Raw genomic sequence first — 15,023 nt, 5'->3', positions numbered from 1 at the left:
GAACGGCACCGAGTGCTGCGCACTGTTCGGGTGATGGCAGGCGACGAACGCATTCATCGATTCGAGCTTGTGCACGAAACCGTTCGCCATCAGGAAATCCAGCGCGCGGTAGACGGTGGGCGGCGCATCGGCACCGACCCCCTTGGTCGCGCGCACCCATTCGAGCAGTTCGTAAGCCTTCACCGGCTTGCCGGCTTCGGCGATCAGTTGCAGTACTCGGGCGCGGATCGGGGTCAGCCGCAGGCCACGCTCCTGGCACGCGTGCTCCACCGCCGCCACGAAGGCTTGCGCATCGTGGACGTGGTGGTGCGGGTCGGTGCAGGCGTGGACTTGCGGCATGGGCGATCCGGAGTCAGGCGGACGTACCACTCTTGATGAGTGCGGCGTCGATGCGTTTCAAGGCTTCGTCGCGACCGGCCAGGTAGACGGTCTGCGAAATGTCGGGGCTGACCTGGGTGCCGGTGATCGCCACGCGCAGCGGCTGGGCCACCTTCCCCATACCGAGCTCCAGCGCGGCCGCAGCCTCGTGCAGGGCCATGGACACGCTCTCGGCGCTCCAGTCTGCCAGCGCCTCGAGCCGCTCGCGGGCCTTGGCCAGCGGTGCCTTCGCCGCGGCCCCGAGATGCTTGGCCACGGCAGCCTCGTCGTACACGTGCAACGGCTGGTACCAGACCACCGCCTTCTCGGCCATGTCCTTCAGCGTCTGCACGCGATCACGCAAGGCGATGACGACATCGGCGGGCGCAGGCCCGGCCGACGGATCGATACCGAGCTTTTCGAGCTGGTAGACCAGATGCGGCGCGACGTCCGAAGGCGCGTCGGTCTTCAGGTAGTGCTGGTTCACCCAGCCCAGCTTGGCCATGTCGAGGCGCGCGGCCTTGGAATTCACGTCCTTCACGTCGAACAGCTTGATCAGCTCCTGCAGCGAGAACAGTTCCTGGTCGCCATGCGACCAGCCCAGCCGCGCCAGGTAGTTGATCAGCGCGTGCGGCAGATAGCCGGCGTCCTTGTACTGCATCACGTCGGCCGCGCCGGTGCGCTTGGACAGCTTGGCACCCTGCTCGTCCAGGATCATCGGCATGTGCGCGAACTTCGGCACCGGCGCGCCCAGCGCTTCGTAGATGTTGATCTGGCGCGGCGTGTTGTTGATGTGGTCGTCGCCGCGGATAACTTCGGTGATGCCCATGTCCCAGTCGTCCACGACCACGGCGAAGTTGTACGTGGGGTAGCCGTCGGGGCGGAAGATCACCATGTCGTCGAGCTCGCTGTTGGCGATCTCGATGCGGCCCTTGATCAGGTCGTCGAAGGCGACCACGCCATCGAGCGGATTCTTGAAGCGGATGACGCGGTTCGGGTCGTCGCGGTGCGGCAGGCCCTGCTCGCGCGCGGCGCCGTTGTAGCGCGGCTTCTCCTGCTTCGCCATCGCGGCCTCGCGCATGGCGTCGAGTTCTTCGCGCGTCTCATAGGCGTAGTACGCCTTGCCGGCCGACACCAGCTGCTCGGCGACTTCGCGGTAACGGTCGATGCGCTGGGTCTGGTAGATCGGGCCTTCGTCGTAACCCAGGCCCAGCCAGTCCATCGCATCCAGGATCGCGTCGATCGCGGCCTGCGTGCTGCGCTCGCGGTCGGTGTCCTCGATGCGCAGGATGAAATCGCCGCCACGATGACGCGCTTCCAGCCAGCAGTACAGCGCCGTGCGGGCGCCACCGATGTGGAGGTAGCCGGTGGGACTGGGGGCGAAGCGGGTACGGCAGGCCATGGGCAACTCGATGGACGGAATACGGCGATTTTAACCCGCGCGCACCGCGTTTCCCCCTGCTCGTTCAGGGGGAGGGCTTAGAATCCCCGCATGACCACGCTCTTCATCTCCGATCTGCACCTGGACGCCGAACGCCCCGCCGTGACCGAGCTGTTCGGGACCTTCATGCAGGGGGAGGCCCGCCGCGCCGATGCGCTGTACATCCTGGGCGACCTTTTCGAGGCCTGGGTCGGCGACGACGACCCCTCGGAGACCGGCGCCTACGTGGCCGCCCGGACCCGCGAGGTGGCCGACGCCGGGGTGCCGGTGTACTTCATCCGGGGCAACCGCGATTTCCTCGTCGGCGATGCTTTCGCACGCCGGGCCGGCATGCGCATCCTGCCCGACCCCGCCGTCGTCATGCTGTACGGCAAGCCGGCGATCCTGATGCACGGCGATCTGCTGTGCACCGGTGACGTCGCGTATCAAGCGTTCCGCGCGCAGACACGCAATCCGGCCTGGCAGGCGCAGTTCCTGGCGCAGCCGCTGGCCGCACGGCTGGCCTTCGCGGCGCAGGCACGCGCTGCCAGCGCCGCGCACCAGGGCGGCATGAAGCAGAACGACAGGGCGCAGTTCGAAACCCTGACCGACGTGACGCCGGCGACGGTGGACGCCACGCTGGCCCAGTTCGGCATCGACACGCTGATCCACGGCCATACGCACCGCCCGGCGATCCACGACCTCGCGGTCGGTGATCGCACCTGCCGCCGCATCGTGCTGGGCGACTGGTACGAGCAGGGATCCGTACTGCGCGTCGAGCCTGACGGGATGGCGCTGGATTCGCTCTGAGCGTTGCGTGCGATGAGATGCAGTCCATGGGAGCGACGCAAGTCGCGATGAACTACCACGGTGCCGTCATCGCGACTTACGTCGCTCCCACCGCTGTTCCACCCTCGACGTCACGGCGCTTCCAGCGCCGCCAGTTCATCCTCGTCGAAACCCGCCAGCAGCCGCGCTTCGATATTGAACGGACCGTGCAGGTAGCCGCCCGCGTACTGCCTCAGCAGTTCACGGAAGCGCGCGCGCGGCTCGACGCCGCGCTGTTCGCAATACCAGCGGAACCAGCGTGACCCCGCGGCGACATGCGCGACTTCCTCGCGCAGGATGACGTCGAGGATCGCGACGGTCTGCTCATCGCCAAGGTCGCGCAGCTTCACGATCATGCCGGGCGTGACGTCCAGCCCGCGCGCTTCCAGTACGCGCGGTACCAGCGCCATCCGCGCAAGACCGTCATGTGCGGTCTTCTCGGTCATTTCCCAGAGGCCGTTGTGCGCGTCGAAGTCGCCGTAGTCGTAACCCAGTTCACGCAACCGGTCGCGCAGCAGCACGAAGTGGCGCGACTCGTCATGGGCCACGCCGACCCAGTCCGCATAGAACGCGGCCGGCAGTCCGCGGAAGCGGTACACCGCATCCCAGGCCAGATCGATGGCGTTGAGTTCGATGTGTGCGATGGCATGGATGAAGGCTGCCCTGCCCGGCACGCTGCCCAGTCCGCGGCGAGGCAGGTCGCGCGGGTGCACCAGCACGGGCCTGGGCGGACGTCCTGGCATGCGGATCGGCGCAGGCGGCGGCGCATCGGGGCAGGCTGCGAGTTCGCCGCGCGCGAACGCGGTGGCGTAGTCCTGCGTCAGCGCGACCTTCGTGTCGATGTCCCACGCGTCCAGGCAGATGCGCGCGGCCTCGAACAGCGTGGCCATGTCCGCCGGCCGCGTCAGCCGACGCGGCGCTTGCGCTTGGCTTCGTCGGAGCGCGCCTGCTCGATGCGCGCGAAGTAGCCCGGCTCGATGCCGGTGACGTACTTGCCATCGAAGCACGAAGAATCGAACTCCGTGAGGTTCGGATTGCCCTCGCGCACGGCGGCCTCCAGATCTTCCAAGTCCTGGTAGATCAGCCAGTCGCAGCCCAGCTCGCGCTCGATGTCCTCGACACTGCGTTCGTGCGCCACCAGCTCGTCGGCGGCTGGCATGTCGATGCCGTAGATATTGGGATGGCGGACCGGCGGCGCTGCACTGGCCAGGTAGACCTTGCGCGCGCCGGCATCGCGCGCCATCTGCACGATCTGCTTGGACGTGGTGCCCCGCACGATCGAATCGTCGACCAGCAGCACGACACGGTTGCGGAATTCCAGGTTGATCGGGTTGAGCTTGCGGCGCACCGACTTCACCCGTTCGCCCTGCCCCGGCATGATGAACGTGCGGCCGACGTAACGGTTCTTGATGAAGCCCTCGCGGTACTTCACGCCGAGCACGTTGGAAATCTCCAGCGCAGCGTCGCGCGAGGTATCCGGGATCGGGATGATCGTGTCGATATCGTGGTCGGGACGCAGGCGCAGGATCTTTTCGCCCAGCTTCACGCCCATGCGCATGCGGGCCTTGTGCACCGACACGTTGTCGATCATCGAGTCCGGGCGCGCGAAATACACGTACTCGAAGATGCAGGGCGCGTGCTGCGGGGCGTCCGCGACGATTTCACTGAACAGCTCGCCGCGCGCCGTGATCACGATCGCCTCGCCGGGCTGCACGTCGCGCATGCGCACGAAGCCGAGGATGTCGAGCGCGGCGGATTCGGAGGCGATGATGTATTCGGTGCCTTCGCCATGCTCGCGCTTGCCCAGCACCAGTGGCCGGATGCCGTGCGGATCGCGGAACGCCACCAGGCCCAGGCCCAGCACCACGCTGACGACGGCATAACCGCCCTTCACCCGGCGGTGCACACCGGCCACGGCGCGGATCGCGGCTTCAGGGGTGAGCGTGCGTTGCAGGTCCAGCTCGTGCGCGAACACGTTCAGCAGCACTTCGCTGTCCGAATCGGTATTGATGTTGCGGCGGTCCTGCGCGAACACATCCTGGCGCAAGGCGTCGGTGTTGATCAGGTTGCCGTTGTGCGCCAGCGCGATGCCGTAGGGCGAATTCACGTAGAACGGCTGCGCTTCGTCCATGCCCTCGGAGCCGGCGGTGGGATAGCGGCAATGGGCGATGCCCACGCGCCCTTCCAGCACGCTCATCGCCTTGGCGTTGAACACGTCCCGTACCAGTCCGTTGTCCTTGTGCACGCGCAGACGCGTGCCGTCGGCCGTGGCGATGCCGGCGGCGTCCTGTCCGCGGTGCTGGAGGACGGTCAGCCCGTCATAAAGCTGGCCGGCGACGTTCTGGTTGCCGACGATTCCGACGATGCCGCACATGGTGGATCTACTCCGGTTTCGACGCGGGTGAGGCCGACGAGGGGGCGTGCTCCTGTGGTGCGCCGGGCTCTTCCAGCGGCAGGGGCAGCAGCGTTTGCAGGCGCGCATTATCGCCCGCTGGGCGTCCGTTGCCAAAGTCCAGTTCCTGCACAGTCCATTCCGGCAACCATTGCGACAACCATTGCGCACCCGGCAGCAGCACGGGGACGACGGACGAGCGTTTCCATTCAGGTTCGCGGGGCAACTCGGTGAAGGCGGCCAGCAGCAGCACGATGCAGGCGACGAAGGCCCCACGCGCGAGTCCCAGCGCCAGACCCAGCACGCGATCCAGACCCGACAGGCCCACCGACTTGACGAGGTGGCGGATGGCCCAGCCGGTCAGTCCGACGAAGATCATCACGCCGATGAAGCTCATCACGTAGCCGCCCAGCAACTCGCTCGCCGACGGCTGGCCGTCGCCCGACAACGCATGGGCCACGTCGCCGCCGTAATGGAACGCCACCCAGCCGGCCAACAGCCAGGCGACCATCGACGCGAGCGCACTGATGAAGCCGCGCATCAGGCCGAACAGGGTCGACACGCCGACGATGGCCAGCAGCGTCAGGTCCAGCGCGCTCATGCAGCGCGCCCGTGGCGCTCGATGCGACGGCGCGACGGCATCAAGGGTGCGGACGGACCATGCCGTCGACACCGATCTTCGATGCCACCTGTCCCTTCAGTCGGTCCGCATCGGCGCGGTTGGCGACCGGTCCCACGCGCACGCGATTGAGCGTGCCCTTGTCGGTGCGCACCTGTTCGACGAACGCACTGAAGCCGGCACTGCGCGCACGGTCGCGCAACGCGTTGGCGTCGGACGCATTCGAGAAGGCCCCAAGTTGCACGGCGAACCCGGTACCGGACGCGGCGGGCTTCGTCGCCTCGGCAGGCTTGGTCGCAGATGCCGTCGCTGTCGTCGGCGTGGTGGCGGCGGGCTTCGTCGGTGCCGGGGCGGCAGCCGGCTTGACCTCGGTCGTCGCAGGCTTCGGCGCCGGTTTCATGGGCTCGGGGAGCAGCGCCTGGGTGGTGACGGCGGGCGTGGCCGGGGTGGCCGTGGCGACTGACGCGACGGGGGCAGTCGACGGTGTGGCAGCCGGTGTGCCGGCGGGCACGTCGAGCGTCACGACCTGGGCGTTGACGTCGCCGCGGATCTTGATGGCGTCCAGGCGCGCGGCTTCGGCTTGCGGACGGTCGGCGTAGGGACCGACGCGAACGCGGAACGCGGGTTTGCCGTTGATGGTGGCCGGCTCGATGAAGCCCGGCAGGGTCGCCTGGCGCACACGGGCCAGGACGGCGTCGGCATCGGCCTGGGTGGCGTAGGCGCCGAAACTGACGGCGAAGTTGCCGGCCGCCGTCGCCGCCGGCTGAAGGGCGCCCGCAGCCGGCGCCGGCTCCGCGGCGGGCGCAGCCACCTGGCCCTGCAGCCCCACGGCACCGGACGCAGGTGCGTTGCCCGGCGTCACCAGCGGCAGCTCACGCGTTTCGAATTCGCCATCGGCCGCGGGCGGTACGTCCAGYGGCACGTCGGACACGCCACTGTCGGGTGCAGGCCCCTTCACCAGCATGGGCAGGAAGATGACGGCCAGCGCCACCAGCACGACGGCACCGATCAGGCGCTGTTTCAGGGCAGTATCCATCCAGGTCCACGGCAGCTGCGGCGGGAATGCCGCAGCGATTATACGGCGCGCATCGCGGCGCACCCCGTCATCGACCTGAATGCAGGACCTGCAACGCGTCGGCGACGGTGTGGAAGGAGCCGAACACCAGCATGCGATCCCCCGGCGCCGATGCGTCGAGCGCCGCACGCAACGCCTCCGCCACACCCCTATGCAACGATGCAACTTGCCTGATGCAGTCCTGCAGTCGGGCCGCAAGCTGTTCGGCCGTCTGCGACCGCGGCCCCAGCGTCAGTCCCGCAAGAAACCACTGCAGCGGCAAGTCGGCGAGCGCACCGGTCACGCCCTGCACGTCCTTGTCGGCAAGCGCGGCGAAGACCACCCGCGTGCTGCCGCCGATCGGATTGGCCTGCAACCACGACGCCAGTTCGCGCGCCGCCTGCGGGTTGTGGCCGACGTCCAGCACCACATCCACGGCTGCATGCCGGACACGCTGCAGGCGGCCCGGCAGCATCGCGCTGGCCACGCCCTTCGAAAAGGCCTCGTCGGGCAAGGCGTCTCCCGGCAAGGCGCGCAACGCGGTGATCGCGGTGGCGGCGTTCGCCCGCTGCGAAGGCGCGGACAGGACCGGCACGGGCAGGTCGAGTTCGGCGCCGACTTCGCGCCAGCGCCAGCGCTGGCTGTCGACGGGCTCGTGGAAGAAATCGCTGCCGAGACGCAGCGCATTCGCGCCGATGGCATAGGCATGGCGCAACACGCTGGAGGGCGAATCCACCTCGCCGAGGACCAACGGCTTCCATGCACGGGCGATGCCCGCTTTCTCCGCGCCGATGCTTTCGCGGTCGTGGCCCAACAGGTCGGTGTGATCGATGTCGACCGTCGTGATGACGGCGACATCGGGATCGACGATGTTCACCGCATCCAGGCGCCCGCCCAGGCCGATCTCGAGCACGGCCAGGTCGAGCGATGCGCGCTCGAACAACCACAGCGCCGACAGGGTGCCGAACTCGAAGTAGGTCAGCGTCGTGCCGCCGCGCGCGGCGTCCACCGCTTCGAAGGCGGCGGCGAGCGAAGCATCGTCTGCATCGACGCCATCGATGCGGACACGTTCGTTGTAGCGCAGCAGGTGCGGCGACGTGTACGCCCCGACCTTCCATCCGGCCGCGCGCGCGATGGCCTCGATGAAGGCGACGGTCGAGCCCTTGCCGTTGGTGCCGCCGACGGTGATGACGCGCGGCGCGGGCTTGCCGAGCGACATCCGCGCGGCGACCTCGCGCACGCGCTCCAGACCCATTTCGATGGACCTGGGGTGCTGGTGTTCGATATGGGAAAGCCAGTCGTCGAGGGTGCGCATGCGCGCCATTATCCCCCAGGCACGGCGCCCTTCGATCCGGCGCCACCCGCCTCCGGCATCTTCAGGGGCACGGCGCGCTGGCGTCCGGAACGCTGCACATGGCCGAGGAACCGCTTGCAGGCCTCCGCATCCTTCGCTTCGCACAGCACGCGGGTCACGGAGAAGCCATGCTTGCCATCCGTGGTCAGACGCGTGCGGACCAGTGTGGGCGCGTGCGGCATCTCACCGGTGTACACCTCCCAACGGGTCTCGCCGTTTTCGCCCGTCAACGTATAGAGGGCAATGTCGGCAGGCAAGTCGGGAAGGYCGATCGGCGTGGCCTGCGACTCCAGCAATGCCATGGTGGCGGCGACGCCGTCGGCTTCCAGCGACAATGGATCCTGGATGAACCGTGGCAGGGTTCCATCGGCATCCGGCGTCACGACCGGCACGCGGAGGCGCGGCGCGAGATGCGCGACGGCGGCGCGCACGGGCTCGTCCTCGTCCCCCATCGTGAAGTCGACCGGCACGCGCACGCGGCCACGGACGGCCTTGCCGTGCTCGATCGACGGCGCGTACGTCCATTCGTTCGCCGCATCGATCGCGGCGGTATCCAGCGACCGGTTGCCGGAGGATCGCTCGACCAGGATGCTCTCCACCGCACCGGTCGCCGTGACCGTGATGACCAGCACGACGGTCCCGGAGATGCCCGCACGCGCGGCGTCGGCCGGGTACTTCGGCGGCACCTTCGTCACGACGTGCGCACCGATGTCGTCCACGGCACCGGCGCCGGCCGCCGACAGCAGGCCGGTCATGGCCAGGACCAGGATCCAGGCTTTCATCGCAGTCTCCCCGTTCGCTCCCGTCCGGAGCGTAGCGCAGTCTCAGAGCGCGCGGTGCTTCGCTTCGCCGAAGAAGGGCGTGTGGTGCGCGCAATCATTGAGGCGCACGACCTCCAGCTGGTCGACCGTCGGGCCCTCCAGCAGGTTGAGCGTGGTCGGCGCCTGGCGGAACGTCCAGAGTTTCGCGATCGGCAGGCCGAGGATGCGGCACAGCAGGACACGGTTCACCGCATCGTGCGCCACGATCAGCAGGGTGTCGTCGTCGCCCAGGCCGTCGACGGCGCGCGCCAGGCCGCGCCATGAACGGTCCAGCACCTGGCGCAGCGACTCTCCGCCCGGCATCAGCACCGTGTCGGGTTCCTCGCGCCATGCGAGCAGGCGCGCCGGGTCCTTGTCCTGGATCTCGCTGGCGAGCAGACCTTCCCATTCACCGTGCGCGATCTCCTGGAGGTCCGCATCCGTCTGCAGCAGGTCGGCACGCGCCTCGCCCAACGCCAGCTTCGCCGTCCGCTGCGCACGCGAGAGCGGCGATGCCACCGCCCGATCGATGCGGACGTCCTTCAGGCGCAGGCCCAGTGCGGTCGCCTGCCCTTCGCCGACGGGAGAAAGCGGGATGTCGATCTGGCCCTGGTAGCGGCCTTCGGCGTTCCACGGCGTTTCGCCGTGGCGGGCGAGCAGGATGCGCATGCGTCGGTGTGTCCATTCGTGAGAAGCGATCCCGTTTCCGGAGGCTGGAAACGAGGACGGGAGCGGATCATACCCGCTCCCGTCCCGTGCCTGCCGCTCGGTTGCAGGTGTTACTGGCCGACGCCCATTTCCTTCAGCAGTTGGGGGGCCGGATAGACCTCCTGCATGATCCAGCGCAGGTATCGACCGTCCACGGCGATCATGCGGGTCATCTTCGGATCGAACACCCAGTTGGAACTCACCGATTCCCAGTTGCCATCGAAGGCGAGCCCGATCAGCTTGCCGTGCGCATCCAGCACCGGCGAGCCGGAGTTGCCGCCGGTGATGTCCAGATCGGACAAGTAATTCACCGGCACCGAACCGAGGCGCTTGTCCTCCAGTCCGCCATAGCGCTTGGCGGCCACGGCATCGAGCAATGCCTTGGGCGAGTCGAACGGATCCTGTCCGGTTTCCTTGGCCACGACGCCTTCCAGCGTGGTGAACGGCGTGTACGCCACGCCGTCCTTGGGCGCGTAACCCATCACGTTGCCGAAGGTGATGCGCAGCGAAAGGTTGGCATCCGGGTAGACGAACTCGCCCTGGCTCTTCTTGTAGTCGGCCAGCGCCTGCAGATAGACCGGGCGCGCAGCCAGGTTCTCGCCGGTGCGGGTCTTGCGCTCCTGTTCGAGCTTGAGCAGCGTCGGCATCACCGCCACCGCGTACTGGATGGCCGGATCGTTGCTGGCCTCGAACGCCTTCCGATCGGCCGCGAACCACTTGAGCCGCTCGTCGGTGCTGCCCAGCCGGGTGCCCGCCAGGCGATCCAGCGCGCGCTTGACTGCGGCAGCATCGTTGCCGCCCAGCCACGCATCGATGGCCGCCACCCGCTGGTCCGCCGGCAGCTTGAGGTACTCGTTCAACCAGTACTCCTGCAGTTGGCGATCCATCGAGGCCACGTAGCGGCGCTCCAGCTGCTTCTGCGCACCTTCGATGGCGGGCAGATCGCGCTCCTGGTAACCGGATTCGCGCTCGGCATTGGGCTTCTCGCGCTCGATCGACAGCCGGTACAGCTGCGTGGCAGAGCCGATCATCGCGGTGTTGTTGAACATCGCCAGCGTAAGGTCGCGCTCGCGCGTGGCCTTGTTCTGATCCAACAAGGCCAGCAGCTTTGCGTGCGCATCCAGTGCAGGCTGGCCTTTCACGCCCTGACCCTTGAGCCATGCCAGCACGGCAGCCTCTTCGCGCTTTTTCTGGCCGGCCGCGTCGATGCGCTTGAAGCCCTCGAGTTGGCCGTCGTAATTCTTGCTCGTGTTGTTCCAGCCGGCCATGGTGGCCGCGTACTTCACCTGGATGTCGGCGTTCTTCTTGCCGGCCTCCTGCACCATCGAGATCTGGTTCTTGTAGTGGCGCGCGATGGTCGGGTACGTCCAGGCGGCCGTGTTGTCGAATTCGGCGGCCAGCGCATAACGGTTGGTCGACCCCGGGTAACCGGCCACCATCACGAAATCGCCTTCACCCAGCGGCTTGTCGGCGAACTTCAGCCAATGCTTCGGCCGGTACGGCACGTTGTCCTTGGAGAACGCCGCCGGCTTGCCGTCCTTGCCCACGTAGGCGCGGTAGAAGGCGAAGTCGCCCGTGTGGCGCGGCCACATCCAGTTGTCGATGTCGCCGCCGTACTTGCCCACGCTGCCCGGAGGCGCGTACGCCAGGCGCACGTCCTTGATTTCCAGGTTCTTGAACAGGCGGTAGGTGTTGCCGCCGGAGAAGCTGTAGAGACGGCAGCGGAAACCGGCCTCGGCCTCGCAGTCGGCGATCAGCTTCTTCTCGAAGGTCTCCAGCGCCCTGGTGCGCGCCAGCGCGTCGGCGCCGGCGGAGGCGATGGCCGCCTTCGCGTCCTTCGTCACGTCGGTGATTTCGTCCAGCACGAACACGCGTGCATTCGGACCCGCGCTGACTTCATCGCCAGTCGTGGGCGCGTTGAAGCCGTTCTTGATCAGGTTGTTCTCGGCGGTGGAGTTCAGCTGGATGGCGCCGTAGGCGCAGTGGTGGTTGGTCACCACCAGGCCATTCGGCGACACGAAGCTGGCGGTGCAGCCGCCCAGCGCGACGACCGCGCCCATCGGATCGCCCGTGAGGTCGGAGAGCTGCTGCGGCGACAGCTTCAGCCCCGCTTTCTTCAGCGGGCCAGCGATTTCAGGCAGTTGCTGAGGCACCCACATGCCCTCGCCCGCCTGGGCGATCTGGGCGGCGAGCAGGGAGAGCGGAACCGCGAGGGCGGCGGCGAGCAGGTTCGGACGCATGGAAATCCCGGAACGGACAGAAGGTTGCGATTGTAATGAACCTGCCGCCCCGGCCGACCATGACTTTTGTCCTACGCCGGCCCTGCCTCCACGCCACGCATACGAGCCAAGGACCCCGCCACGGGTCCACCATGGACCGGGGCGTATAATCCGCGCCCTCATTTCCCTGGATCGATGCCCGATGGCACAGACGATGAAGGCGCTGGTGAAGCGCGAGGCCGGCAAAGGCATCTGGATGGAGGAGCTGCCCGTCCCGCAGCCCGGCCCCAACGAGGTGCTGATCAAGCTGGAGAAGACCGCCATCTGCGGCACCGACCTGCACATCTACCTGTGGGACGAGTGGAGCCAGCGCACCATCAAGCCCGGCCTGACCATCGGCCACGAATTCGTGGGCCGCATCGCGCAACTGGGTTCCGCGGTGACGGGCTACGAGGTCGGCCAGCGCGTATCGGCCGAGGGCCACATCGTCTGCGGCCATTGCCGCAACTGCCGCGGCGGTCGCCAGCATCTGTGCCCCAACACCGTCGGCATCGGCGTGAACCGCAATGGCGCCTTCGCCGAGTACATGGTGATGCCCGCCAGCAACCTGTGGCCGATCCCGGACCAGATCCCCAGCGAGCTGGCCGCGTTCTTCGACCCTTACGGCAACGCCGCGCACTGCGCGCTGGAGTTCGACGTGGTCGGCGAAGACGTGCTGATCACCGGCGCGGGCCCGATCGGCATCATCGCCGCCGGCATCTGCAAGCACATCGGCGCGCGCAACGTGGTGGTCACCGACGTCAACGACTTCCGCCTGAAACTGGCGGCCGACATGGGCGCCACCCGCGTGGTCAACGTCGCCAACACGTCGCTGAAGGACGTGATGGCCGACCTGCACATGGAAGGCTTCGATGTGGGCCTGGAGATGAGCGGCAACCCGCGCGCCTTCAACGACATGCTCGACTGCATGTACCACGGCGGCAAGATCGCGCTGCTCGGCATCCTGCCCAAGGGTGCCGGCGTGGACTGGGACCGCATCATCTTCAAGGGCCTCACGGTGCAGGGCATCTACGGCCGCAAGATGTACGAGACCTGGTACAAGATGACGCAGCTCGTGCTGAGCGGCTTTCCGCTGGGCAAGGTGCTGACGCACCAGTTGCCGATCGACGACTTCCAGAAGGGCTTCGACCTGATGGAACAGGGCAAGGCCGGCAAGGTGGTGTTGAGCTGGAACTGAGGTCGCGTCAGGCACAGGACAAATGAAAAGGGCGCCGCGAGGCGCCCTTTTCCTTACACGCAGCTGCCAGCGTCAGGGCACGGCGATACCGACCGTCAGGACGAGGCCCGGCTTGTAGATGTCCGAAGTACTGCGAAGCTCGGAGGCATCCGAGCCGAAGGTGTCGTAGTACCCCAGGGTCGCGGTCGCCGGGCCGAACGCCTTGGACACGGAGATGGAGCCGTCGTAGTAGTCGACGCGACCGTCGCTGCCGTAATCGATGGACGTGTAACCGGTGCTCGCGGCCACGGAAAACCCGCTGTCGCCGATGTCGTAGCTCGCCGACACGCCCGCATACACCTGGTCCGCGCCAGTGTTGCCGTAGTCGTCCGCATAACCGAGGATGCCGCCGACGGTGACCGGACCGCTCCAAGTGACTTTCGCGAGGTACTCGTTGTAGTCGATGTCGCCGTAATCGCTGGCGGCGCGCTCGTAGGTATAACGGTTCACGCCCAGGTCGATGTTCCAGGCGTCGTTGAGATCCTTGTTCCAGCCGACGAAGTAATCCACTTCGATGTCAGGACCGCCGCGTCCGAAGTCCACGTTCGATGCCCACGCTCCCACGTAAAGGCCGAACGGAGCGGAATACGTGGCGCCGACCTGGAACGCCGGCTTGTTGTCCGTCTGCGAGACGCCTCGRAAGACGTAGTCGGACGTGCCGGTGAATGTGGCGCTGAAAGGCGACGAGGCTTCTTCCTCGGCATCCTGCGCGAACGCGGACAGCGGCAGGGCCAGCAGCAGAGCGGTGGCAAGGGCGGTGGCGAGCTTGACGGGCTTCATCCGGAGTCTCCTGATCGGTTGGCGGACGGTGGCGGCGGAGGCGGTGATCGATATCGCACCGTAATCACAGCTTCACGGTTTTTTAACTGCAACCTGATAGTGCGCCGCACCAATCGCCTGCGTCAAGTGCTGGACGAAGTCATCGGAAATTGGTTTCTTTTTCAATCAATTCATGCAGTTACACCGCATCAGGCTGGTGCCGTTGCACCGCCGCGGGGAAACCATCCGAACCGTTTTGGTGCCAAATGGACGGACTGCCCTGGCAGCGTCGCCGGGCCTTCACGGTCGGCGGGCAATTCCACGTCGAGCTCCACGCCGCTGTCGACCAGACGCGTGCGCAGGCGCAGGCGCGGCCCGGTCCGCTGCGCGTCGACGATGATCGCGGGCCAGGACGACGCGCCGGCGGCATCGACGAGATGGAGATCCTCCGGCCGCACGTAAACGTCCGCATCCCCCTCCTGCCCCACCTGGCCGCGCGACTGCAACGGCAAGCCGGCGACACGCAGTGTGCCGTCCTCCCAGCGCGCGGGCAGCCGGTTGACCGCACCGACGAACGAATACACGAACGGCGATGCCGGCACGTCATAGGCATCGGCCGGACTGCCCACCTGCTCGATGCGGCCCCGGTTGAGGATCGCGACGCGGTCTGCCAGCTCCAGCGCCTCCTCCTGGTCGTGSGTSACGAAGATGGTCGTCAGCCCGGTCCGGTCGTGCAGTTCGCGCAACCAGCGCCGCAGGTCGCGACGCACCTGTGCATCGAGCGCACCGAACGGCTCGTCGAGCAGCAGCACGCGTGGCTCGATGGCGAGCGCCCGCGCCAGGGCCACGCGTTGCCGCTGACCGCCTGAGAGCTGCGCCGGGTAGCGCAGGCCGAAGCCGTCGAGCTGCACGAGCGAAAGCAGTTCCGCGACCCGCGCACGGATGGTCGCATCGGGCACGCGATGGCGGCCTTTGCGCACGCGCAGGCCGAAAGCGATGTTCTCCTCCACCGTCAGGTGGCGGAACAGCGCGTAGTGCTGGAACACGAAGCCCGCCCGCCGCGCCTGCACGCTGAGACGCGTCGCCTCTTCGCCGTCGAACAGCACGCGCCCGCGATCGGCATGCTCGAGTCCGGCGATGACGCGCAGCAACGTGGTCTTGCCGGAGCCCGAGGGTCCGAGCAGCGCCAGGAGCTCGCCCTGGCGGATGTCCAGCGACACGTCATCCAGCGCAGCGA

General features: G+C 67.4%; 14 protein-coding genes. 2 read left to right on the top strand and 12 right to left on the bottom strand.

Annotated features, from left to right (window positions below; translation table 11 throughout):
• The coding region (locus AC04L7_RS03270; RefSeq protein WP_475512514.1) for a transcriptional repressor at positions 1-339 on the bottom strand (339 nt) is incomplete at its 3' end.
• Positions 340-352: 13 nt separating this feature from the next.
• Positions 353-1,759, bottom strand: a complete 1,407-nt coding sequence (gene gltX, locus AC04L7_RS03265) for a glutamate--tRNA ligase (RefSeq protein WP_435997321.1) — start codon at positions 1,757-1,759, stop codon at positions 353-355.
• 90 nt (positions 1,760-1,849) lie between these two features.
• Here gltX and lpxH point away from each other — a divergent pair, with 90 nt between their 5' ends.
• On the top strand, positions 1,850-2,587 hold the full coding sequence (lpxH, locus tag AC04L7_RS03260) for a UDP-2,3-diacylglucosamine diphosphatase (RefSeq protein ID WP_435997319.1): 738 nt from the start codon (positions 1,850-1,852) through the stop codon (positions 2,585-2,587).
• Positions 2,588-2,697: 110 nt separating this feature from the next.
• Here lpxH and AC04L7_RS03255 read toward each other — a convergent pair whose 3' ends face one another.
• The 8 genes from AC04L7_RS03255 to AC04L7_RS03220 all read right to left on the bottom strand — a co-directional run bounded on the left by AC04L7_RS03255 (position 2,698) and on the right by AC04L7_RS03220 (position 11,772).
• The gene (locus AC04L7_RS03255) at positions 2,698-3,495 is read right to left on the bottom strand and encodes a ferritin-like domain-containing protein (protein WP_435997317.1); all 798 of its coding nucleotides are present in this window, start codon (positions 3,493-3,495) and stop codon (positions 2,698-2,700) included.
• Positions 3,496-3,509: 14 nt separating this feature from the next.
• Positions 3,510-4,979 (bottom strand): amidophosphoribosyltransferase, encoded by a 1,470-nt coding sequence (gene purF, locus AC04L7_RS03250; RefSeq protein WP_296279075.1) that lies wholly within the window; start codon positions 4,977-4,979, stop codon positions 3,510-3,512.
• A gap of 7 nt (positions 4,980-4,986) precedes the next feature.
• Positions 4,987-5,598, bottom strand: a complete 612-nt coding sequence (locus tag AC04L7_RS03245; RefSeq protein ID WP_296279074.1) for a CvpA family protein — start codon at positions 5,596-5,598, stop codon at positions 4,987-4,989.
• 40 nt (positions 5,599-5,638) lie between these two features.
• Positions 5,639-6,652: an SPOR domain-containing protein gene (locus AC04L7_RS03240; protein WP_435997314.1), complete on the bottom strand. Its 1,014-nt coding sequence runs from the start codon at positions 6,650-6,652 to the stop codon at positions 5,639-5,641.
• A 67-nt stretch (positions 6,653-6,719) separates the two neighbouring features.
• Positions 6,720-7,994, bottom strand: coding sequence for a bifunctional tetrahydrofolate synthase/dihydrofolate synthase (folC, locus tag AC04L7_RS03235; RefSeq protein ID WP_435997312.1), 1,275 nt, complete (start codon positions 7,992-7,994; stop codon positions 6,720-6,722).
• Entirely contained in the window at positions 7,994-8,806 is an 813-nt protein-coding gene (locus AC04L7_RS03230) for an energy transducer TonB (RefSeq protein ID WP_475512513.1), read from the bottom strand. Before AC04L7_RS03230 ends, folC begins: the two co-directional genes overlap by 1 nt.
• Before the next feature lie 42 nt (positions 8,807-8,848).
• Positions 8,849-9,493 (bottom strand): histidine phosphatase family protein, encoded by a 645-nt coding sequence (locus tag AC04L7_RS03225; RefSeq protein WP_296279070.1) that lies wholly within the window; start codon positions 9,491-9,493, stop codon positions 8,849-8,851.
• A gap of 110 nt (positions 9,494-9,603) precedes the next feature.
• Positions 9,604-11,772, bottom strand: coding sequence for a S46 family peptidase (locus AC04L7_RS03220; protein ID WP_435997308.1), 2,169 nt, complete (start codon positions 11,770-11,772; stop codon positions 9,604-9,606).
• Positions 11,773-11,953: 181 nt separating this feature from the next.
• On the opposite strand from AC04L7_RS03220, the gene tdh reads away from it, so the two are divergent.
• On the top strand, positions 11,954-12,988 hold the full coding sequence (gene tdh, locus AC04L7_RS03215; RefSeq protein ID WP_296279068.1) for an L-threonine 3-dehydrogenase: 1,035 nt from the start codon (positions 11,954-11,956) through the stop codon (positions 12,986-12,988).
• Between the two features lie 72 nt (positions 12,989-13,060).
• Here the strand turns inward: tdh and AC04L7_RS03210 are convergent, their stop codons facing one another.
• Positions 13,061-13,807 (bottom strand): TorF family putative porin, encoded by a 747-nt coding sequence (locus AC04L7_RS03210; RefSeq protein WP_435997305.1) that lies wholly within the window; start codon positions 13,805-13,807, stop codon positions 13,061-13,063.
• Positions 13,808-13,995: 188 nt separating this feature from the next.
• The gene (locus AC04L7_RS03205) at positions 13,996-15,015 is read right to left on the bottom strand and encodes a sulfate/molybdate ABC transporter ATP-binding protein (protein WP_475512515.1); all 1,020 of its coding nucleotides are present in this window, start codon (positions 15,013-15,015) and stop codon (positions 13,996-13,998) included.
• Between the last annotated feature and the right edge of the window lie 8 nt (positions 15,016-15,023).

It is taken from the genome of Pseudoxanthomonas sp. LjRoot204_2, assembly GCF_056175765.1.
Note: the sequence above shows the minus strand (reverse complement) of the source record. Positions and strands in the feature narration are given on the sequence as shown.